Source organism: Trichocoleus sp. FACHB-591 (assembly GCF_014695845.1).
Taxonomy (GTDB): Bacteria; Cyanobacteriota; Cyanobacteriia; order FACHB-46; family FACHB-46; genus Trichocoleus.
Genome location: NZ_JACJPA010000094.1, coordinates 127,333 through 149,140, shown reverse-complemented (window position 1 = coordinate 149,140; position 21,808 = coordinate 127,333). Strand labels below are relative to the sequence as shown.

The window sequence follows — 21,808 nt, the reverse complement described above, 5'->3', positions numbered from 1 at the left end:
CCTCGATTTATTAAAAGGTAATTGTGAAACTCAAGCAGTAAAAACTCCTACCCATCAGTTCATTGCCAGCAAAGCAAAAACAAAAAGAGGGCGATCGCTTACTTTTGCTGGTAAAACACACATCAGCTACTCTTCACATCTGCTTTACTGCTGATACTAACGACAATAAAGCTCTGTCAGCTTTTTCAGCACAGCACCTAGCCTGTTTAGTAAAGGCTAGCCGGATCTATTACTAAGTGGCTGAGAAGCTTTTTTCAGGCTGAGCCTTGTCGTCATGGCAGCAAATCTTCAGGTTTCAAAACCTCAAACAGCAGACTCGTCAACTTAGTTTTGGGTTAAGAGCGACATTTCTACCATAACTAATGTCAAACTTTAACCTCCGAGTGTGATGCTGGTTTCAATAGCACTCCTGCTATTATTTTCCCTTTCAAGCCAGCGATCGCACGTTGTCGAAAGACAAGCTCTACTTCATCTTGGCTAACTCGGCCATACTGTCCTGAGCAGTGATAACGGATGCGGTTAGCTTGTAAATTTACTTGACTTAGAACAAACAATTCAAGAAATTCCCAGGTAAGCGTAGAGGTGTATTTTGCATAGTATGTTGATCCCCAAAATCAGATTGGTATCTTTAACTTGTTTTAATAGATTTCAATATTTAAAGACACAACTTTGAAGACATTACTTAGTAAAACCAGGCCCTCTAAATCCTGAAAGCAAATTAAGTGCTTCTGAGGGTCGTCCTGATTTGATTAGGTAGTGCAGTAACCTAAAACCTGAGCAACTAGATATAAAGCTGTGTTAGTGATTTTCCCCAGTGGATGCGCCTAGGCTTGGGTTAATGGCACTTTTTCCCTTGGCTCGGCGTCACTCAGCCCAGTTGGAACTTCATCAATCCTGGTAAAGTCAATATTGATGAAGTTTTGCAACTGAATCACTCAACCCTATTGTCCACGCACAAAGCTTATGTTCTCTAAGAAATTGATGGCACGAGGCGCTTTCTCAACTCTTGCGATCGCAGGTTGCTTATTGGGTTCAATTCCTGCCATTACATTGGCTCAAAGCTTACCTGGATTGACCATCTTTAGCGGTGTTAAGCCAGAATATCGGCTCAGTTACCGCTTAGACTTTGGGGGGCATACCAACGGTTGGGATCGCTATCGACTCCGAGTTCCAGCTAAGAAAATGAAATTAGCAGTAGCTCAATTCAGCATTACTTACCCCAACTACTACAAAGGTAAGTTCGATAAAGACGATATGGAGATTCGGGTCAAAGGTAAGAGTGTTCCCCTCCAAGAAGTGAATTGGAATAAAGAGAACCGAGTCATTGAGCTGATTCCCGAAGAACCCATTCCCGCCAACAGCGCTGTTGAATTAGTGTTCTCCAACGTTAAAAACCCTTCCAATCCTGGCATCTTTTACTTCAACTGTCAGATTCTGTCTCCCGGTGATGTGCCGCTGTTACGCTACTTGGGCACTTGGGAACTCAGCGTTAGCTAATCAGTGCGAAATCGATGGTACGATGGTAGACTGTGGCTTTTTTCACGCTTAATCGATTAGCACGTTTGGAGCAACTTGAACTATGACTCAGCGGACTTTGGGTGGTACCTCTCGCAAAAGAAAAAGAACTTCCGGGTTCCGGGCCCGCATGCGTACTAAGAATGGCCAGCGAGTCATCAAGGCCCGCAGACAAAAAGGCCGTCAACGTCTTGCAGTCTAGGCAGTACTTATTGCAATCAACGGAGTGGCTCGAAGACTGAAGTGTCCCTGCCCCAGTCAAATCGGCTTAAACGGCGACAAGACTTTAGTGCCGTTTATCAAGGTGGAATTCGTCGCTCAACGGCGAACATAACCTTACGAGCCTTAAACAAACAAGGTCATCTCAACCATTCCAGCCACTCTCCAGCCCTACCAACTCAGATTGGTATTTCTGTTAGTCAAAAAGTCAGTAAACGTGCTGTAGTCCGCAATCGCCTAAAGCGACAAATTCGGGCTGCTCTACGACGGTTTTTGCCCCAGCTGCCTCTGGGCTGGCAGCTAGTAGTTGTGGTGCGTCCCCCTGCCGTTCAGTGCGATTATCATCAAATTCTGCGAGAATTAGAGCAGTTGTTGGCAGATGCTGAGGTTTTAAGGTAATGGCGATTAACGAGGAAGCATACTACGAGGGCGGTCCTCACATTGGCGATCTGATCATCAACCTTTTACTGGGATTCACCATTATTTGTATCCCACTGAGCGTTGGTGCTATTGTTCGCGCCCTGTGGGTTCGTTATCGCATTACCAATCGTCGCATTTCTGTCACTGGTGGTTGGATGGGGCGCGATCGCTCCGACATCATCTACTCTGAAATTGCCAAGATCGTCACTGTACCTCGTGGATTGGGTGCTTGGGGTGATATGGTCATCACCTTAAAAGATGGCAGCCGCCTAGAGCTGCGATCAGTGCCTAACTTTAGAGAGGTTTACGACTACATCAACGACAAGCTCTCTACAAGGGCTCAGCAAGCAAGCGGTGCAGTGGGCGCTAAATCCTAACTCCCTGAATGCAGCGATAGAGAGCGACAGAGCGGCTTCCTCAGCATTCAGTAACTAAGTTTGCGATCGCCAAGACTTGCTACCTTCACCCTTTTAAGGGCTTTATTTATGTCAATGCCTCTCCAGGCTGAATTAATATCAGATAGATTAGATTAGAACATTCAGAGCACGTAGGTTGACTTAGAGCGAATGGACTTCGGTGTAGGATTTCTCTCCAACAATGTCATGCTGCCAATCCTGGACTTTTTCTACGGGATTGTGCCTAGTTACGGTCTAGCCATCGTGGCTCTGACACTAGTAATTCGCTTTGCCCTCTATCCTCTCAGCGCTGGCTCGATCCGGAGTATGCGTCGGATGCGCGTCACCCAACCCGTTATGCAGAAGCGGGTCAAGGAAATTCAAGAGCGTCACAAAGACGATCCTGCTAAGCAGCAGGAGGAAATGAGCAAAATTTACAAAGAGTTTGGCAATCCGCTGGCAGGCTGCTTTCCTGTTTTGCTGCAAATGCCGGTGCTATTTGCCCTCTTTGCAACGCTGCGTGGTTCACCGTTCTCAGATGCTAACTACAGCGTCAATCTGCAAATCCTACCTCAGGAGCAGATTACCCAGGTTCAACCTCAAGCGTTTGCAACTTCTCCCCAGAACATCTTTATCGCTGACAAGGTCCACGCACCTGTTGTTGCCCTCCTGCCAGGCGGTAACCGGTTAGCCGTTGGAGAAAAAACCAAAATTGAGTTTCAAACCGTAGATGGCAAGCCTCTAGGTACGCTATTAGAAGAGCATCCTGAAACCAAAATCCAACCTAGCTGGAAAATCACCAAAGGCGAAGATCGAGTTCGAATTGATGAGAGTGGCAACTTAGAAGCCCTCCAGCCAGGAGAAGTGAGCGTTCAGGGTGTCGTCCCAGGTTTGGCAGCAGACAAAGGATTTCTGTTCATTGATGCCTTAGGTCGAGTTGGAGCCTTTGATGACGATGGCACGATCCATTGGGACATCGTTGGCATGGTGCTCTTCTTTGGTATCAGCTTGTACATCAACCAAATCTTGTCGGGTCAAGGACCTAATTCCAATCCCCAACAGGCAACGGTCAACAAGATTACGCCAATTATCTTCTCTGGGATGTTCTTGTTCTTCCCGCTTCCAGCTGGTGTTTTGATGTACATGCTGCTAGCTAACATCTTCCAAACCTTCCAAACCTTTATTCTGTCACGGGAGCCTCTACCCGAAAACTTGCAGAAGATTGTGGATGAAGAGGCCAAAACCTCTGGTGGTAGTGGTACAGACAGAGAAGCCCTTCCTTTTGAACCAGGACGGGCTAAGAAAAAGGCCTAACTGGAGTAGTCGGCATATTTACTTTCCGGAGGACGGTCATCGCGTGCAACAAGGTCGAGAGTGGCTTCAGGAATTATTGAGCTTGGTGGATCTACCAGCAGATGTGCAAGTCGCTGAGCAGGCGGCCCATGACCCCACCTCAACACAGTCTGGTACTGAAGCAACCCTAGAAGATAGGGCTAGCTATTGGCTGACCATTGATGAAACAGGCCTGACTCCGGAACAAATTCAACAACTGACGGGGCCTAATGGGGCCGTCTTGGACGCGCTCCAATATCTTGCTAATACTATTCTCAACCTAGGCCAAGCTGAGGATCAGCAAAAAGCCTACACGATTGAGTTGGCAGGATATCGCGCCCGCCGTCAAGCTGAGCTGCAATCTTTGGCAGAGCAGGCAGCGGACCAAGTTCGCCAGACGGGTCAAGAGGTGGAGATGAAAGCGCTCTCTTCAGCCGAGCGACGGCAGATTCACACTTTCCTAAAGGTGTATCCTGACTTGGAAACCTATAGTCGAGGCCGAGAACCTGATCGGCGCTTAGTGGTGAAGCAGACGCAGACAGAACCTAGCTAACTGAGCTGTCTAATCTACCATCGCAGCTAAATTCAAAGCTATAAATTGCTAGGGTAGAGTAACATCTCAACTTTTTGACTGGCACAGAATCTGTATGGACGCCATTTACATCCCTCAGTTAACGAGGGCTCCTGAGCAGACAGAAGTTCTTGAGTTTAAAGAGTTTCTTCCCGATCTGGAAACTTTGACCCCTGTTCAGGGACAGTTAAAGGTCACTCATCGCGGCAATTATTTAGAAGTTTCAGTGCAGGCCGAAACCATTATTACTTTGGCTTGTCATCGTTGCTTGCAAAACTATAATCATCGGTTGGATGTGGATGCTTCCGAGCTTATCTGGTTGGATGAGTCGGCTGGTGATGCAGATGCAATTATTCTAGGCCGCGAAGTGGGGCTAGAAGATTTAGTAGAAAGCTTATCGCCTCAAGGCAACTTCGATGCTGCTAAATGGCTCTACGAACAGCTATGTTTGGCAATTCCTCAGCGCCAGCTATGTGACCCGGCTTGTACCGGCATTAAGTTATCTGACTCACTTTCTTCTTCAGGAACAGATAGTCGTTGGGCTTCTTTGGAGGCTTTGAGAAAACAGCTACCTTCTTGATGCCACTGTTCTGAGTTGGATAGTTTTATGAACTTTAGCAATGAGTTCGAGCTACTGCTACGAGCTCGCTACCCCTTGATCTATATTCCCACTCGCGAAGAAGAGCGGGTAGAAGCGGCGATCGCGCAGTCTGCTAAGCACCAAGGCAATCGCGCAGTTTACATCTGGGATTTTGTTGATGGCTACCAGGGCAACGCTAATGATGCAGGCTTTGGTAAGCGCAATCCTCTACAAGCCCTAGAATTTGTCGAAAAACTACCCGCAACTGCTCCTGCTATCTTCATCCTGCGTGACTTTCATCGCTTTGTAGAAGATGTTTCTGTTTCGCGTAAACTGCGGAATTTGGCTCGATTGCTCAAATCTCAGCCTAAGAATGTCGTTCTCGTTGCTTCGCAGATCACCATTCCAGATGAGCTGAGCGAGGTTATCACTGTTTTAGAGTTTCCATTGCCTGCTCCTGATGATATCCAGGTTGAGATTGAGCGTCTGCTGGTGTCAACAGGTCAATCTCTGGAAGGTCGAACGCTAGATGATTTGGTGCGCTCTTGTCAGGGTCTTTCCATCGAACGAATTCGGCGGGTGTTGGCTCGAGCGATCGCCACACATCGTGAACTGCAACCAGACGATGTGGATTTGATCCTAGAAGAGAAACGGCAGACCATCCGCCAGACGCAAATCTTAGATTTTTACCCTGCTACTGAAAGAATTTCAGACATTGGTGGTTTAGATAACCTCAAAGATTGGTTATTGAGACGGGGGGGTGCTTTTTCTGAGCGCGCCCGACAGTATGGTTTGCCGCATCCTAGAGGTATGCTACTGGCTGGAATTCAGGGAACTGGTAAGTCCTTAACCGCTAAAGCGATCGCCCACCACTGGCATTTGCCCTTACTTAGATTAGATGTAGGACGATTATTTGCTGGGTTGGTGGGTGAATCAGAATCTCGAACTCGGCAAATGATTCAGCTAGCTGAAGCGTTAGCTCCCTGTGTGCTGTGGATTGACGAAATTGACAAAGCTTTTTCAGGATTTGACAGTAAAGGAGACGCTGGGACGACTAGCCGCGTCTTCGGCACTTTCATTACCTGGCTAGCAGAAAAGTCTTCTCCTGTTTTTGTGGTCGCAACTGCCAATAATGTCCAGGCGTTGCCACCTGAAATGTTGCGTAAGGGCCGATTTGACGAAATCTTCTTCGTCGGCTTGCCCAGTCAAGAAGAACGTCGAGCTATTTTCTCGGTGCATTTGTCTCGTTTAAGATCTCACAATCTAAAGAGTTACGACTTGGAGCGCCTCGCCTATGAAACTCCTGACTTCTCAGGCGCAGAGATTGAGCAAACCATCATAGAGGCAATGCATATTGGGTTTAGCCAAAATCGGGACTTTACGACTGACGATATTCTGGAGGCGGCTAGTCAAATGGTTCCTTTGGCTCAAACAGCACGGGAGCAAATTCAATTTCTTCAGGATTGGGCAGCGGCTGGCAAAGCGCGTCTAGCTTCTCGGCATGGTGGCTTAAGTAGCCGGGTCTCTCGCTCCATACAGTCTCCTGACTAAAGCGAACTTGTATTTTAGGATTTGTCGGAATTCCTCATCCAAATCCAGATAAATTCGGGAGCAGCAATGTAGAATACAGTCTGATTTGGTTTTAGCCATGAAGTGGTCTGGCCTGATAAACCTAATAAAATTTCTGCTGGGTTTTGCGCTGGCGATCGCCCTCTTGGGACTAGGAGGAGTGGTGGCTGCTCGGTATCTTGTCACTAAACTCACCGCTCCTCCCCCCAGACCAGCGTTTGCTAATGACAAGCCGCTCACTAATAAAGCCGCTACAGTTTCTAAGCCTGCTGCTGGAAATGCTCAATCTTCTCAGGTGTCCAGCACTGCCTCAGCTCCAGTTTTGGAACCAGGGGCTTATCAAGCTCGTGTCGTGCAACCGATTGGCTTAATTTTGCGAGATGGCCCTGGCCGCGATTCCAACCAGATTGGTGGTATCGAATTTAACAGCCGAGTTGTGGTGCTAGAGGAAAGCTCTGATAAGCAATGGCAACGAGTTCGCCTGGAAAACAGCGATCGCGCGGGCTGGGTAAAAGCAGGTAACACGGAGCGCTCGAATTAAGTTATGTAGCAACTGTAAAATCCCTGTGAAAATACTGAACACCAGTAACCAAATCGCATAAGATATTGGAAAAGTTTCTCAGACCTAGAGCCTGAGAACTTTGGATTTTGCTCAGCTTTTCAGTGCATCGCGGGAAAATTATGGAAAACCTCGCTTATCTTCACCTTGTCTCAAGCTACGAAGCACCTCCAAGGGTTGAATTATTTCCCGCTGACAAAACCTTAGAACTGTTCAGCGATCTAAATTGGGCAAAACTTTCGAGTGGGTTTTTAATCCGACTGCTCACTGTGATTGCTGGTTTGGCAGCGCTCACCCTAGCTGACCACGTGTTAGCGTTGCCGCTACAACGTGAAGACGAAGGCCCCGAAGTAGAAGTGTTGCAAAGATGTCTGGTCGATCAAAACTACTTGGACACCAGCACATTTGGTTATTTTGGGTCTAAAACTGAAGCAGCAGTTGTGCAATTTCAGCAAGACAGCGGCTTAACAGCGGATGGTGTGGTTGGTTCTACAACAGCTAGAGCCCTGAATTGTGCTCAACTCAGCTCAAGTTCAGTTTCAGCCACTTCCTACTACAGCAGCGAACCGAGCAATTTTGGTTCAGAGTTCTACAATAGCGCTGTTGCTCAGGCAACTGTGTCCTTAGGCGATCGCGGTGCTACCGTTGAAGATTTGCAAAGACGTCTAAATACCTTAGGCTACTATTTTGAGCCGATAGATGGGGTCTTTGGTCCAGCTACTGAGCGAGCCGTAATTCAATTTCAGCGCGATCGTAATTTAACGGGGGATGGTGTGGTTGGTTCTGGCACTTGGGCTAGCTTGGGTAGCTCCTCTAGTTTTGATACGGCTCGTAGCCCTAACTCAGGCCTTGGGCAAGGTGGTTACCTTGGGGAGAATGCGCGTCCTGCCCAAAAGTTTAGTGTTTTAGAGTTGCAGCGACGACTCAAGGCTAGAGGCTTTTATCCTGGTGCCTTAGATGGCAGTATGGGACCTACGACCCAAAGAGCGATCGCGGCAGCCCAGCGGTTTTATGGAGTGAGCGATCGCGATGTCCGGAACGGGCGCTTCTAGCGCTTGCCCCGATGCGCAAGTTTAGTAACCTAGCTCTGCTTTTAAGCAGGCATTAGTGAACGCTGACAGGTTGGGCAGATCGCATGAATCGACAACTGGCAATCCAGCAAATGATAGCCCTCTTTTTGAGCGGTTTTTGTGCCAATTTTTAGGATCGAGTCACTCTTAAACTCAATTGTCTTATTGCAGCGTACGCAAATCAGATGGTGATGGTAATAAGGGTAAGGCTGATTGATTTCATAATGCTTGTGGCCTTCTGCCAACTCTAGCTCACGCAGAATTCCCATCCGAGCCATTAACTTCAGAGTTCGGTAGATGGTAGATAGGCTAATCCGTTCTCCATCTGTTTGTAGTTCGTTATATAGATCTTCGGCACTCAGATGATTCCCTTTGGGAAGATTCTGAAATACCTGCAAGATTGTCTCTCGTTGGGGTGTAAGACGCCAGCCTCGCTCGTTGAGTTCAGCCTTCAGTGAAGACGTTGTGTAGAGAGACATAAGTAAACTTCCCAATAAAGTCTCTTTATTGAGAATGATACACAATCAACAAGGTGATTATCAAGAGAATCGCCTTGTTGACAATAATATTTAATTAGGTACCTAGTACGAATCTACTACTATTTAGAACTTACTCAAAAACCTGAAGAGCAATTGGCAAACAAAAGTCTCTCCAAGCTTTCGCTAGCAGTTGTTAGCTAAGGGATTCCAGATAGTCTCGCACTCGGTTACGACGCTTAGGCTGACGCAGTTTTTGCAAAGCTTTCGCTTCAATCTGACGGACGCGCTCCCGCGACAAGTCTAAAGCTCGGCCAATTTCAGCCAAGGAATAGGGATGACCGTCGCCTAAACCAAAACGCATTAAGATCACGTCACGCTCACGGCTAGTCAAGTCTGTAAGCAATTGCTGAAGATCTCGACGCAGGGCTTCCCGCATCAAAATTTCTTCAGGGGATACATCTTCGGTTTCTAGCAAATCTCCTAGTTCTGTATCTTTCTCTTTGCCTACTTTGGTTTCTAGAGAAACAGAGCGGGGGACTCGCAGTAATACTTCTCTAACTTGCGGAGCCGTCATCTCAAGCTCAGTAGCAATGTCTTCAATAGTGGCCGTCCGGCCCTTTTCTTGAGAAATCTTGCGCTGAGCTTTTTTGATTTTGTTCAGTTTTTCAGTGATGTGAACTGGTAGGCGAATCGTGCGGCTCTGAGTTGCGATCGCCCGGGTAATTCCTTGGCGAATCCACCAGTAAGCATAGGTGCTAAAGCGATAACCTTTGGTTGGGTCAAACTTTTCTACCGCTCGCTCTAAGCCGAGGGTGCCTTCTTGAATCAAATCAAGCAGCTCTAGGCCTCGATTCTGGTACTTCTTCGCAACAGATACGACCAAGCGCAAGTTCGCTTTGATCATGTGTTCCTTGGCTCGCAGACCTTCTGTTTGAATCTGCTCCAATTCCGTCACTTCTAGAGCTACAACCTCTGCCCAGCGACGTTTTCCTTGGGCTAAAATTGGCTTGAGGTCTGCGACAGTAACGCCTGCTTGAGTAGCCCATCGCTCTAGAGAAGGCCGATGACCTAGCTGAGATGCTAGACAGTCATGGGCTTCAATCAAATCAACATAACGCTTAATTGGTTCATCCCCTGCGGCTGCTACTTCATTGCGTAACTCTAGCAATCGCATGTAGCGCTGTACCCGCTGCGCTTCTGAAACTTCTTCATCTCGCCCCAATAAGCGAACCCGACCAATTTCCTGGAGATACAAGCGCACTAGATCAGTGGTGCGGCGGCTCACACTTTTACGTAAACCATTAGCTGGATCGGCATACCCCATGTCTAAGTCAACGAGATCATCGGCACTTGGCTCGATGTCTTCATTGTTCAACCGAAAGCTAGTAGCGTTCAGTTGATCGTCATATTCTGCATCAGCGTAAAAAGATGTTGCTGGCATAGTGATCGTCTCAGTCGCTCCGGGTAATTATGGGGCTTGCTAGCTAGGTCTCGCTGCTATTGTTCCCGTCATGTCAGACTTCAGAACGCGGCTGAGAGTTCCAGGGTTAAGTTAGGTCAACTTTTTCTGACATAACTTGGGTCACGATCATCAGCGGCGAATTGAATAGCCAGGCTTTCTGGGTAGCATTCGAGCTTTAACGGCTCAAGGGCTAGCTTCATGCTTCAATTAGGTCTACAGTAGGCACCCATCTTGTTACTTGCACCCAACTTTAGATCTACTTTTTGGTAGATGCAGTTAACCTGTTTAGCTCGTCTATCCAAACTATAAGGAGAGAATAGGAATCCACGAGTGACTCAGGTCCGATGCTAAGTTAATCTACATCACCCTACATAGGATTTCCTGATCACTTGCTAAGTTTCACCAGATCTGCAAACAGGTCTACGCTTCAACAAGCTTTGATGTAGGTTTTGCCAACCTAATGATGTTTCTGTCAACTTAGCTTAGAACCTGAGAACGTTATTCTCAGGCTTAGTGTCTCTTAGCATTAGGGCTGCGGTTGCTTGTTGCGGAGTAATCTCACCTTCTAGCAAGCGATACACTTGATGGGAAATAGGTATAGAAATATTGTGCTGCCGAGCGACTTGGATTAGTACTTGAGTGGTATTGATTCCCTCAGCAGTTCCCTCTAATGTCGCTAGTACTTCTGAGAGCGTTCGGCCCTGAGCTAAGCCATAACCAACGCGATAGTTACGGCTTAGGACACTGTTACAAGTTGCCAGCAGGTCGCCTAAGCCAGAGAGACCATAGAAGGTTTCTGTCTTTGCACCCCAGTGGGTACCAATCCGAATAATTTCTGTCAGACCACGAGTTACAAGGGCGGCCTTGGCATTGGTGCCTAATTGCAGACCATCGCATACCCCAACTGCGATCGCAATAATATTTTTGAGCGTGCCACCCAATTCGACGCCTAGGGGATCAGGATTCGTATAAACCCGAAAGATTCCAGACGAGAAGACCGCTTGCACAACCTCAGCCGCTACCATTTGTTCACTGGCAACCACAGTGGCCGCAGGCAAACCTGCTTCGATTTCCTTGGATAAGTTGGGTCCAGACAGCACCACAACTGGATGGCCTGGAAAAGCAGCTTGCCAAATTTGGGAAGGAGTGAGTGTGGTGGTTGGATCTAGCCCCTTGGTTGCGGTGATCAAAATCGCTGGCTTTGCGATCGCTAAGGATTGCATCTGTTCAACTACGGCTCTCACGCCCTGCATGGAAATCGCAGACACAATCAGATCAGCATCTTCTACTACCTCTCTCAAGCTTTGAGCTTGATGGCGTGACCATAGGCGCACAGAGTGACCATTTTTGGCTGCTAAATTTGCCAAAGCTGAACCCCACGCGCCCGCCCCAAGTACTGCCAGCGTTACAGTTTGCACAACCCTTTGCTCAATCTAGTGGTGAGGAATTAGCAGAGGGCGCAGCAGTGCGGGGGTAGCGTTCCATTAATACCCTCACTTGCTCCGCATGGTAAGAACTGCGGGTTAAGGGGGAGGACACGACTTGCAAAAAGCCAATAGATTGGCCAAATTGTCGCCAAGCCTCAAATTGCTCTGGCGGCACAAAGTTGGTTACGCCTAAGTGTTTTTGGCTGGGCTGTAGATACTGCCCAATCGTGAGGATGTCACAGTCTACAGTTCGCAGATCCTGCATGGCTGTCCGCACTTCCGCGTCGGTTTCTCCTAAGCCCACCATGATGCCAGACTTGGTGTAAACCCAAGGGGCGAGCTCTCGCGATCGCTTGAGAAGTTCCAAACTGCGCTCGTACTGGCCTTGAGGACGCACCCGCCGATAAAGCCGAGGTACGGTTTCTGTGTTGTGGTTCAGCACCTCTGGTTGTGCTTGCAAGATGGTTGCTAGTGCCTGCCAATTGCCACACAGATCTGGAATCAAAACTTCGATGGTGGTGCTGGGAGAAGTTTCTCGAATTGCCTGAATACACCGGACAAACTGAGATGCACCGCCATCGGGTAAATCATCTCGGTTTACAGAGGTGATCACAACGTGATTCAAGCGCAATCGTTGCACTGCCTCAGCCAAGCGATCGGGTTCAGTGGGATCGAGTGGTTTGGGCTTTTTCTCAAAATCAATATCGCAGTAAGGGCAAGCTCTTGTACAAGCGGGTCCCATGATCAAAAACGTTGCTGTGCCATGATTAAAGCACTCACCAATGTTGGGGCAAGACGCTTCCTCACACACCGTATTTAGTGCTAAATCTCGGAGGATTTCTTTGACACTACCAACTCGCTCCCACTGGGGAGCTTTTACCCGTAACCACTCTGGCTTAACAACCACGCTGAGTTTTGATTGCTGAAGTTATGTATGCTTAATCTTAACAAGTAGCGGCGCATCACAATATATTTGTGCTGTGATAGGCTAAACTTGGTTAGTTGAGACTATGACGGGATGTAGCGCAGCTTGGTAGCGCACTTCGTTCGGGACGAAGGGGCCGCTGGTTCGAATCCAGTCATCCCGATTTTTAACTTGATAAAAAGGAAACTACCAAGAGGAGCCTTCTTCCTCGCGGGGACCGAGTACCATTTGCAGAATCATGGATTGTCCGCCTACCTTATGGTAGCGATCGGCCCAAGCCCGGATGACTTCATCTAGTTCTTCCAGTGCTTGATCCACTTTTTCGGTAGGAATATCGAGTTCCTCCAGCACTCGCATGACACGAGGTTGCTGATCAGCCCAGTCTTTCATCAAGCGAAAATAGCGAGCTGTGTCCTCCACCATGATGTAGGTACGCTCCTCATCATCGGCGGGGGAGTAGGAAGAACGGGTTAACGCATAAAAGGGCATGCCCCAGGGCGACTCAATGCGTGTGACAGTGCCAGAGTAAATTAAACGGCGTTTAATGTGTTCTGCCAACGCCTCACTTAAAGGCATCTGACGATCTGCGGTGAGGTCTTCTTGCGATCGCGTATGCAGAAACTCGATCAAGTCCATGAATTGAAAGGAATTGATCAGTTGAGCGTCTGGCAAATTGTCGGGTAGTTTCTGCTCAATCTGGCGCTTTTCTTCGGAGGTGAGGCTTGTCCCAGGAATGCGCGATCGTCCAGGCTGCCAAGGATATTGCTCTAACCAAACGTAGGGAAACTGAATCAGATACCGAGGTTCCTGAGACCCCAGCATTTTCAGGAGTTTGCCTTCCGTTAGTGCTTGTCTGACTTCCTCAACAATCACTTTGACCCGTTTGGGCTCAATGTGGTGCAAGTGACCTGTCATACGCAGGTTCTGTCCTTGCTCCAAATAAGTCATGTAAATAGCACACTTGGCAGCAGTTGCAGCCGCATCTAGAAAGGCCCCGTGCCGATGTCCGCTAGTACGCATGGCACTAAATGCCAAGTAAAGCATGATCTGATCCATTGCACTGGGGCTAAGACGTTTGATCAGATCTAAGTCGTTAGTCATAGCAGTAGCCATACTCCGCAGGAGCGACTAGGTGAATATACAATTTGTGTATAAAAATTTGAGCACTTATTGATAGCTCTATCTCTTTTGCAGAACAATCGATTTACTCTCTTCATCGAACACCCTTAAGCTTAAAGCATGCAGGTATTTTAAGCACTAGTGATTTTTCTTAAACAAGGATTATCGATCAGCCATTTGAAAATAGCTGAATTTCCTTTCCTGGAAACGCATTTCAAGAAATTCTCTTGGTCCACTATTGCCATCTAGGCTGACAAAATCGAGCCATTTTAGTCACCCAGGCTGAGCGGTCTGAGAAATCCTGATTTAGCATTGAGTTCCTTTGACTGCAAGAGTTATGACAGTAGGCTTACCCCTATAAATTACCTGTCTTTCTGTCACCTATCTCTTGATGCGGAAAAGCAGCTCTAGGTTGTTTGTATCCTCACCCAAAGCTGGTTATAATTTATACTCTAGTGTCGCGCTTGAACTAGTTAAATTTGAGGCTGAAACGAGCGAGCAATTTGGCCTAGGCTACGCCGTCCACTACCACGATGAGGGGCGACATCAGTGCTTCGACTTGCTTGAGCGGCTAAAGTTGCTTGAGTTTGAGCAGAAGGCGGAGAATTGTGTAAGCTATAGCTAGTAGGCTGCCAGCCAAATGCCAAAACAACTGTCAGCAATTGAACTGCAATGACAGATTGATAAATGTGCATGGGAAGTATCCATCTCAGAGCTGCTACTTTCTGATACGGAACTTCTGACCTCGGATCAGGAAAAAAATTGTGGTAGCCAGGCTTGCTTTGGCTAAATTCTGAAGAAAAAGTTGATTTTTAGCAGTTGGTTTTCGTTAACTAGTATGGCTGTAATCAAGTGCTAAAGAGCGCGCTAGGGCTGTTAGCAATTTTTCTGCTCACGCTGATCCCGCCAATGGGGAAACTTGCTCAACTAACAGCCAATTGCCCGCTGAGTTCAATCGCCCTGATATTTGTATCGGTTGTTGATGTGGATAAGATTCTAGTTGCTGGTTAACCTGAGGGCATAGGGTGATCAGGCTAATAGTGGCAGCTAAAGGGTGCTCTGATGGTGCCGTTGGGCTGAACGGAATCAAATTGTACTCTTGAGGGCGATCGCGGCGAAAAACACCGCTCAGCACCATTGAGGTGGCGCTAGTTGACTCAGAGCTAGAACTTGCTGCAATTTGTTGTTCCTTTGGGAGCTTGGTTCGACTGCATTGACCATCGGTGGGGTAAGTCTCTGGATGAGCTAGATAGTGAGCTTGCCCCCGAAGCCAGTCAGGATGATGAGGTAGCGAATTGAAGAGAGGAACGATCACAGCAGGTGCAGTAGGCTCTTCCAGTAAAACAGTTTGGAGCGATCGCACTTTGAGTTCTCTCGGTTGGCAGTTGTGTTCTACACATAAAGCGGCAGCCATGCCTGCGGCTTGACCAATATTCATCACCACAGGTTGTAAGCGAGTTGCCCCGTTAGAGATGTGAGAAACAGAAATATTTTTTTCGCAAACTAATAAGCCATCCGTTGCTAGCGGTATCAAGGAACCGTAAGGAATGGTGAAAGGAGTTCCGGTCCAGCGTCCGCCCCACCGAATAGACTTGGGCTTAAGGTTGACGCTCGGTAAAGCTTGGCCGTTGATATGCGTCGGGTAGTGGTGGTCATTTGCATAGTTGCCGATCGCGATCGCTGTGACTTGGCCTTGCTCATCTACAGGTAAAGCAGCAACTTGGCCTCCTGGGACAGGCAAAATATCTGGTTCGCAGACGGTCACCAGTCCTTGCAGGCGGCGAGATTCGCGATAGTAGGGATGCAGGGCGTAAGCTCCACCTCCCAAATTTCCAGGTAGGTCGGGAAAAATATCAGCGGCTAAACCGTAGCGATCGCCCAATTCTATCTGAATAAAATGAGCAAAACCTTGAGTATGCCAGCGAGCTTCTTGCAAAAACTCCTGTTGCGCTTGCGGCGATTGAACCAAACGATCCACACCTAGGCCGTAATCATTGCCGCACTGGGGCCAGTTGAGCATGAAGCGATCGCCAGGTAAGCGACCGTAGTTGAGAAACTGCTCTGGGCTGTAACCTTCCCAAGCACCAGCAAATTGGGCTGGATCGTAATTGGGTGGAGGGGCGAGCGCTGGGGCATGATTGCCCGCACCAAAGTCTTGTAGAATCACTACCCAAGTAGGCGACTGTACTAGGCAGAGCTGAGTTAAAGCATTGGCAGAGGGTGGAGCGCTCGGTTCCTGCCATTCAGATTGCAGTTCCCAACCCCAACGGTAAGGCACTTCTGCCAAAGCCAATAAATCGCCTAGTTCGGTGGCATCTAGGGTAATTTGGGCCTTGACTGTCACCTCTGCAAACCGCACGCCCGTAACGCGATCAGCTTGGCGTAAAACTTCTACAGGTGTTTGACCGCTAATCCACTGCAAGTTAGGCAGCGCTCGCACCCAATCGGCGAAAATCTGGGCACCAATGCGAGGGTCATAGGTAAAGAAGCTGACCCAGCCATGATCTAAGCCGCCCGGTTGCCGTTTTTGTAATTCTCGGAGAAAAGCTCCCCAAATTCCAGTTTGGAAAGCAGCCAGCTCATTGCCATCTGGGGCACAGACTCCTGCACTGGTCAGCATGCCACCCAACCAAGGCAACTCGCTGACCAAAACGGTTTTGGCTCCTCGTCGGGCCGACTGTATGGCTGCAACTGTGCCGCCTGTGCCTCCACCCACAACTAAAACATCAGCAGTTAATTCTTCTAAGGTGAGCGGCATGGAATTGACTTTGGCGGCGTGGCGCATAACGAGTCTTGGTAAAGTTTATGATCATTGGGTCTGCAAAAACCTAATTTCGGCACTTTAGCGGCAGATTAGCAGCATTAGAGGGGAGTATGAAAGCACAAGTGTTTCGTGGGGTAAAGCAGCTGAGTTACGAGGAACTGCCTGTGCCTGAATTAGGCGCAGACGAAGTGCTCGTGCAAGTCAAAGTTGTGGGGCTATGTCAATCTGACATTAAAAAAATTCTCTATCCTCTCTACGAACCCCCCAGAATTTTTGGTCATGAAACTGCTGGCACGATCGCGGCTGTCGGGGCTGAAGTCAAAAATTGGCAAGTGGGCGATCGCGTCGTCGTAATGCACCACATTCCCTGTATGCATTGCAACTATTGCCTCAATGACAATTTCTCTATGTGCGATGTTTACAAAAACGTCACGACAACAGCAGGGTTTGCTCCCAGCGGTGGCGGTTTTGCCGAATATGTCAAAGTGCCGGGGCATATTGTCCGAAACGGTGGCTTGATTCCCATTCCCAACGACATTAGTTTTGAGCAAGCCAGCTTTGTAGAGCCGACCAACTGCTGCCTCAAAGCCGTTAAAAAAGCCCAAATTGCCCCCGGTCAAACCGTACTGATCACCGGCGCAGGCCCGATTGGGCTGATGTTCATCATGCTGGTGAAGTACTTCGGTGCTAGAGCGATCGCCACAGATTTAATTCCTGCTCGGATTGAAAAAGCTCTGAGTGTGGGAGCCGATGCCGCGTTTGATGCCCGCGATCCTGAAATTGCTCAGAAGGTTCAGGAATTAACCCAAGGCATGGGTGTCGATGTGAGTCTGCTCGCGGTGCCTAGCGACAAAGCCTTCTTCCAAGCGCTAGATTGCACGCGCAAAGGCGGCAAAATTTTGTTCTTTGCAGAGTTTCCCGATGAAGTTGAAATTCCCATTAACCCTAATATTCTTTACCGCCGGGAAATTGACTTAATGGGCAGTTACAGCTCTTCTTTCCGGGTACAAAATTTGGCTGCGGATATTGTGTTTAATCGTCGCATTGATGTCGAAGCATTGATTAGCGATCGCTATCCCCTAGAGGATCTATCCCAAGCTGTTGAGCAAGCTGTTTCACCGGGACCAGAAACCTACAAAATTTTGATATATCCGTAAACTAATCCAGTAGGAATCCGGGGGTTAAACAGGATTTTGCCTCCCGGATTTTAGGAAAACTAAGTTTTCTTTTTTCTCCGCTCAATCACTCTATGGATTAATAGGAAGTCACTAAAACCTCTGTGATTTTTCCTCGCTTACTCGCTTTAGAGTTAATCGATCGGGCAGCGGCGATCGCGTGAATATTAAAGCCTGCGTATAGCTCCCGAATAAACTCGCAATCTGAATTAGAAAGCATCACCTTCACACCTCGGCTTGCCAGCTTTGCAAATACATCTCTTAGTCTTATTTGATGCTCTTGATCAAAGGCGTAGCGACTGTAAGCAGTGAAGTTACTGGTCGAACTAAGAGGATAATAGGGCGGATCAAAATAGATGAAATCCTCACGATTAGCGCAATCTAAAACTGCCTCAAAAGGTTTGATTGAAATCGTAGCCGAGCGTAAGGCTAGCGATACTGATCGCAGTAACTCTGCATTGCAAATTCCAGGATTTTTGTAGCGTCCAATGGGTACATTAAAATTCCCTTTGGAATTTTCTCGATATAAGCCATTGAAGCAAGTTTTGTTCAAATAGATTAGGCGAGCTGCCCGCTCCAAATCAGTTGCAGGCTTTTCAGCTCTTACTTGGTAATAGTAGTCGTGGGAATGCTGTTTCTGATGCTCTTGTAGACGCAGGATCAAAGGTTCAACTTGGTTTCGAACGCAGCAATAAACATTCACTAATTCTGGATTAATATCTGTAAGAATCGCTTGCTTTGGTAAGAGGTGAAAGAAAACGGCCCCCCCTCCTAAAAAAGGTTCGTAGTAAGTGACAAACTCTTGAGGAAAGTAAGGCTGATACTGAGAAATGAGTTGACTCTTTCCGCCTGCCCATTTTAAGAAGGGACGGGGAGAGATAGATGGAGCAGTTTGAGGTGGCATCAAAACAGGCTGTGAAGCAGAAGCAGACTCAATATTATGTCAAAAAGCCTTACTTAGCGCTCCCAAGGTTGTGGCAAACCTGCCACAGGCCCTACTCAAAATCGTTATGACTATGATATATTGCGTAACAGTTCTTAAATAATCAGTCGTTGCCTGCGTAGGAGAAAGTGAGTTGCTCACTGCTTACCTATGACTCAGCAAATGTAGACCTGTAGACTCTTCAAGGAGAATCAAGTACATGACCTTGACCTACAATACCGAAGGTTGCCTCCGGGTTGGTCGCCCTGCCCCCGACTTCACTGCAACGGCTGTGGTCGATCAAGAGTTCAAGACCATCAAGCTGTCTGACTACCGAGGCAAATATGTTGTCTTGTTCTTCTATCCCCTAGACTTTACCTTCGTTTGCCCCACTGAAATTACTGCTTTCAGCGATCGCTGCGACGAATTTAAGCAAATTGGGACTGAGATTCTAGGCGTGTCTGTAGACAGTGAATTCTCTCACCTCGCTTGGACTCAAAGCGATCGCAAACAAGGTGGAGTGGGTGACCTCAACTATCCTCTTGTTTCCGACATCAAGAAAGAAATCAGCGCTGCTTACAACGTGCTCGATCCTGAAGCAGGCGTGGCACTACGCGGTCTCTTCATCATCGACAAAGATGGCGTGATCCAGCACTCCACCATTAACAACCTGTCTTTTGGTCGCAGTGTGGATGAAACTTTGCGGACCTTGCAGGCCATCCAGTACGTGCAGTCTCACCCCGATGAAGTTTGCCCTGCGGGTTGGAAGCCTGGTGATGCCACCATGAATCCTGACCCTGTGAAGTCCAAAGAATACTTCGCAGCGGTATAGTTGCTAGCGATTAGCAATTAGCGATTAGTTGTAATTTGTTGATAGGGTGGGCAATGCTCACCCTTTTTTATGATTGACCGTAGTTCCGAACCTTACTTCACAGACATCAGTTATAGCTAGCGATGCTAACCTCAACAGACTTTAGCGGCCTGCTGAATCAGCGCTTTTTCAACAACTTTTTCCCGATTCCAGCAACGAGTTCCTTGGAGTTAGGCCAGCAAACTCCTGATTTTGAGTTGCCAGATATCACTCAGGGTCAGCGGATTAAATTAGCGGCTTACCGGGGAAAGCAACCCGTAATTTTAGCTTTTACGCGCATCTTTACCGAAAAGCAGTACTGTCCTTTTTGCTTCCCTCACATCAAGGCGCTAAACGAGAACTACGAGAAGTTTACGAGTCGCGGTGCGGAAGTTTTGATGATTACCAGTACTGACGCGCGCCAAAGCCAAATTGTGGTGCGCGATTTGGGCCTAAAGATGCCACTTCTTAGTGATCCTAGCTGCCAAATATTTCGCGCTTACCGAGTTGGGCAAGCTCTAGGCGCACCCCTTCCAGCGCAGTTTGTTTTGGACACTCAAGGTAACCTGCGCTTCCGACATATGTTCTCGTTTTTGTCGCACAACGCCAATGTGGAGGAGTTGTTGGCGGCGCTCTAGAGCTGCATGCTTTGGATTTGGCTGCGAGGATTGAAGCTGCGGATGGCTCGAATTTTTTCGTAGTACTCACGCTCTTGGGGACTGAGTTCCTTGGGGGAGGCGATCGCAATCTTGACGATTTGATCACTGCGTCCGCCCTTGGGATTGGGCCAGCCTTTGCCTCGTAAGCGTAGAGATTGCCCTGCCCGCACGCCAGCAGGCACATTCATGGTGACGCTGCCATCGGGAGTAGGGATTTCAATTTGTGCCCCTAACACTGCTTCATCCGGGGCGATGGGCACCTCACAGACTAGATTGTCGCCCTCAAATTGAAAGAAGGGATGGGATTGAATGTTGACGACCAAATAGAGATCGCCGCGTTGTTGGTTATAGGGACTCGCTGGCCCTTTGCCTTTGACGCGGATGCGGCTACCGGGTTTAGCTCCGGGGGGAATGCGGACATCAATCACTTCGCTGCCTAGATTGAGGCGTTTCTGCACACCTTGGAAGGCTTCTCTCAGGGTTAGAGCGATCGCGGCTTCGCTGTCTTGAGTTGGAGCGGTAGCAGTGTCGCCAAAACCCCCAAAGCCGCCGAAGTCCCCAAAGCCTGGGCCACCCGGAGTGGTGCGATAATTATAGGTTTGTCGTCCAGCTCCAGGGCTAGGGCCAGCGCCAGGGCTGCCAAAGCGACCTAATAGCTCGTTGATAAAGTCATCAAAGCTGCCGTATTGGCTAAAGTCGAAGTTGCCAAAGTCAACATTGGGGCTACTTCCGCCACCTGGCCACCCGCCACCCGCTTGTTTCCAGTACTGGCCAAACTGATCGTACTTCTGGCGTTTCTCTGGGTCAGATAGCACTTCGTAGGCTTCGTTGACTTCCTTAAACCGGGCTTCCGCGTCTTGGTTGCCTGGATTAACGTCTGGATGGTACTTGCGGGCTAGTTTACGAAATGCTTTTTTAATGTCGTCGGCAGTGGCGGTTTTATTCACTCCCAAGACAGCGTAGTAATCTTTATAGTCGGTTGCAGCCATCCACCTACCTCCTCTAATAGTTTCAGTTTATGTCTTTATATCTATGATCGTCTGCTTTAGCCACGCCACAATCTGGATGCGGTAAGGGGCAAAGCTAAACTTCAATAGCTTATACATAGATTCAGGGCAGAGCGATGCTGACTCACGCCCTCCCCTGAACTATTACCGAATTAAGTGCGGATTTAAGCAACCAGCTTGCCCAACACCCGATTTAACCAGGCATCTAATCCGGCGCGATCGCCACTCCAATTACCCTGCTAGATTCACCTTAACGACCTTGTTGCGTTCTTCTTCAGCCTTGGGTAGGTGGAGATGCAAAATGCCGTTTTTGAACTCAGCCTGCACTTGGGTATTCTGAACCCGAGTGGGGAGGGGAATGACTCGTTGGAAGCGCCCGTAACGAAACTCGGAACGAAAGACGGCTCTCTCTTCGCTGGGGACAGTAGCTTTACGCTCTCCACTAACTGAGACCGCTTCTGCGGTTACTTGCACGTCCAGGTCTTTGGCTTCAATCCCAGGTACTTCAATTTTTAGCTGAATGGATTCTGAGGTTTCCTGCATTTCTGCGGCAGGAACAAAGGCAGTTTGGTTGACTTCGGGAGCGAGGCTATCGAATAACCGATTCATTTCCCGCTGTAGGGTGTCAACTTCACGGAAGGGTTCCCAACGAATGAGTGCCATAACTTTAACCTCTCAAAACCTCTCAATGTCTATCTAGTCCCTTGCTGTGGGTTCTTTAACTAGATTTAAGGTATCAGAGGTGGCGTTAGCGCAGAGTTCGGTTCTTGCACGAGATGCGATCGCAAT

The 21,808-nt window shown here is 48.3% G+C and carries 23 protein-coding genes and 1 tRNA gene; 14 read left to right on the top strand and 10 right to left on the bottom strand.

Features of this window, described 5'->3' with window-relative positions:
- Positions 1-963 precede the first annotated feature (963 nt).
- The 10 genes from H6F90_RS17730 (at position 964) to H6F90_RS17685 (ending at position 8,212) form a co-directional block, all read left to right on the top strand.
- Positions 964-1,497 (top strand): DUF2808 domain-containing protein, encoded by a 534-nt coding sequence (locus tag H6F90_RS17730; RefSeq protein WP_190553643.1) that lies wholly within the window; start codon positions 964-966, stop codon positions 1,495-1,497.
- Positions 1,498-1,579: 82 nt separating this feature from the next.
- A complete protein-coding gene (gene rpmH, locus H6F90_RS17725) occupies positions 1,580-1,717 on the top strand; it encodes a 50S ribosomal protein L34 (protein WP_190433302.1) in 138 nt (45 codons plus the stop codon).
- Positions 1,718-1,758: 41 nt separating this feature from the next.
- On the top strand, positions 1,759-2,133 hold the full coding sequence (rnpA, locus tag H6F90_RS17720; protein WP_190553642.1) for a ribonuclease P protein component: 375 nt from the start codon (positions 1,759-1,761) through the stop codon (positions 2,131-2,133).
- Positions 2,133-2,531: a PH domain-containing protein gene (locus H6F90_RS17715; RefSeq protein WP_190553641.1), complete on the top strand. Its 399-nt coding sequence runs from the start codon at positions 2,133-2,135 to the stop codon at positions 2,529-2,531. The genes rnpA and H6F90_RS17715 overlap by 1 nt, the downstream gene beginning before the upstream one ends.
- 189 nt (positions 2,532-2,720) lie before the next feature.
- Positions 2,721-3,863 (top strand): membrane protein insertase YidC, encoded by a 1,143-nt coding sequence (gene yidC / locus H6F90_RS17710; protein ID WP_190553640.1) that lies wholly within the window; start codon positions 2,721-2,723, stop codon positions 3,861-3,863.
- Positions 3,864-3,906: 43 nt separating this feature from the next.
- Entirely contained in the window at positions 3,907-4,434 is a 528-nt protein-coding gene (locus H6F90_RS17705) for a R3H domain-containing nucleic acid-binding protein (protein ID WP_313930135.1), read from the top strand.
- Positions 4,435-4,528: 94 nt separating this feature from the next.
- Positions 4,529-5,032 (top strand): DUF177 domain-containing protein, encoded by a 504-nt coding sequence (locus H6F90_RS17700; RefSeq protein WP_190553638.1) that lies wholly within the window; start codon positions 4,529-4,531, stop codon positions 5,030-5,032.
- Between the two features lie 27 nt (positions 5,033-5,059).
- Positions 5,060-6,583, top strand: a complete 1,524-nt coding sequence (locus H6F90_RS17695) for an AAA family ATPase (protein WP_190433290.1) — start codon at positions 5,060-5,062, stop codon at positions 6,581-6,583.
- 97 nt (positions 6,584-6,680) lie between these two features.
- Positions 6,681-7,142 carry an SH3 domain-containing protein gene (locus H6F90_RS17690; protein WP_190553637.1) on the top strand — a complete coding sequence of 154 codons (462 nt, stop codon included), beginning with the start codon at positions 6,681-6,683 and terminating at the stop codon, positions 7,140-7,142.
- Between the two features lie 140 nt (positions 7,143-7,282).
- On the top strand, positions 7,283-8,212 hold the full coding sequence (locus H6F90_RS17685) for a peptidoglycan-binding protein (protein ID WP_190553636.1): 930 nt from the start codon (positions 7,283-7,285) through the stop codon (positions 8,210-8,212).
- A 41-nt stretch (positions 8,213-8,253) separates the two neighbouring features.
- Here H6F90_RS17685 and H6F90_RS17680 read toward each other — a convergent pair whose 3' ends face one another.
- From H6F90_RS17680 to lipA, 4 genes are all read right to left on the bottom strand, one after another.
- Positions 8,254-8,709, bottom strand: a complete 456-nt coding sequence (locus tag H6F90_RS17680; RefSeq protein ID WP_190433285.1) for a Fur family transcriptional regulator — start codon at positions 8,707-8,709, stop codon at positions 8,254-8,256.
- A 193-nt stretch (positions 8,710-8,902) separates the two neighbouring features.
- On the bottom strand, positions 8,903-10,150 hold the full coding sequence (gene sigC / locus H6F90_RS17675) for an RNA polymerase sigma factor SigC (RefSeq protein WP_190433283.1): 1,248 nt from the start codon (positions 10,148-10,150) through the stop codon (positions 8,903-8,905).
- 503 nt (positions 10,151-10,653) lie between these two features.
- Positions 10,654-11,589, bottom strand: a complete 936-nt coding sequence (locus tag H6F90_RS17670) for an NAD(P)H-dependent glycerol-3-phosphate dehydrogenase (RefSeq protein ID WP_190553635.1) — start codon at positions 11,587-11,589, stop codon at positions 10,654-10,656.
- A gap of 10 nt (positions 11,590-11,599) precedes the next feature.
- Entirely contained in the window at positions 11,600-12,505 is a 906-nt protein-coding gene (gene lipA / locus H6F90_RS17665; protein WP_190553634.1) for a lipoyl synthase, read from the bottom strand.
- 107 nt (positions 12,506-12,612) lie between these two features.
- Between lipA and H6F90_RS17660 the strand changes: the two genes are divergently transcribed.
- Positions 12,613-12,686, top strand: a tRNA-Pro gene (locus H6F90_RS17660).
- Between the two features lie 23 nt (positions 12,687-12,709).
- Here H6F90_RS17660 and hetR read toward each other — a convergent pair.
- The 3 genes from hetR to H6F90_RS17645 form a co-directional block, all read right to left on the bottom strand.
- Positions 12,710-13,624, bottom strand: coding sequence for a heterocyst differentiation master regulator HetR (gene hetR, locus H6F90_RS17655; RefSeq protein WP_190553633.1), 915 nt, complete (start codon positions 13,622-13,624; stop codon positions 12,710-12,712).
- Positions 13,625-14,115: 491 nt separating this feature from the next.
- On the bottom strand, positions 14,116-14,337 hold the full coding sequence (patX, locus tag H6F90_RS17650; RefSeq protein ID WP_190433277.1) for a heterocyst-inhibiting protein PatX: 222 nt from the start codon (positions 14,335-14,337) through the stop codon (positions 14,116-14,118).
- Between the two features lie 197 nt (positions 14,338-14,534).
- The gene (locus H6F90_RS17645) at positions 14,535-16,427 is read right to left on the bottom strand and encodes an FAD-dependent oxidoreductase (RefSeq protein WP_242024515.1); all 1,893 of its coding nucleotides are present in this window, start codon (positions 16,425-16,427) and stop codon (positions 14,535-14,537) included.
- 89 nt (positions 16,428-16,516) lie between these two features.
- On the opposite strand from H6F90_RS17645, the gene H6F90_RS17640 reads away from it, so the two are divergent.
- The gene (locus H6F90_RS17640; protein WP_190553632.1) at positions 16,517-17,563 is read left to right on the top strand and encodes a zinc-dependent dehydrogenase; all 1,047 of its coding nucleotides are present in this window, start codon (positions 16,517-16,519) and stop codon (positions 17,561-17,563) included.
- 97 nt (positions 17,564-17,660) lie between these two features.
- On the opposite strand, the gene H6F90_RS17635 is transcribed toward H6F90_RS17640, so the two are convergent.
- Positions 17,661-18,485, bottom strand: coding sequence for a DNA adenine methylase (locus H6F90_RS17635; RefSeq protein WP_190553631.1), 825 nt, complete (start codon positions 18,483-18,485; stop codon positions 17,661-17,663).
- Positions 18,486-18,723: 238 nt separating this feature from the next.
- Between H6F90_RS17635 and H6F90_RS17630 the strand changes: the two genes are divergently transcribed.
- Both H6F90_RS17630 and H6F90_RS17625 read left to right on the top strand, forming a co-directional pair.
- A complete protein-coding gene (locus H6F90_RS17630; protein WP_190553630.1) occupies positions 18,724-19,335 on the top strand; it encodes a peroxiredoxin in 612 nt (203 codons plus the stop codon).
- 122 nt (positions 19,336-19,457) lie between these two features.
- Positions 19,458-19,991: a peroxiredoxin gene (locus tag H6F90_RS17625; RefSeq protein WP_190553629.1), complete on the top strand. Its 534-nt coding sequence runs from the start codon at positions 19,458-19,460 to the stop codon at positions 19,989-19,991.
- Here H6F90_RS17625 and H6F90_RS17620 read toward each other — a convergent pair.
- Together H6F90_RS17620 and H6F90_RS17615 are read right to left on the bottom strand one after the other, a co-directional pair.
- Positions 19,988-21,001: a DnaJ C-terminal domain-containing protein gene (locus H6F90_RS17620; protein ID WP_190553628.1), complete on the bottom strand. Its 1,014-nt coding sequence runs from the start codon at positions 20,999-21,001 to the stop codon at positions 19,988-19,990. The two genes, H6F90_RS17625 and H6F90_RS17620, sit on opposite strands and share 4 nt — an antisense overlap.
- Before the next feature lie 249 nt (positions 21,002-21,250).
- Positions 21,251-21,682 carry an Hsp20/alpha crystallin family protein gene (locus H6F90_RS17615; protein ID WP_190553627.1) on the bottom strand — a complete coding sequence of 144 codons (432 nt, stop codon included), beginning with the start codon at positions 21,680-21,682 and terminating at the stop codon, positions 21,251-21,253.
- Positions 21,683-21,808: the final 126 nt, after the last annotated feature.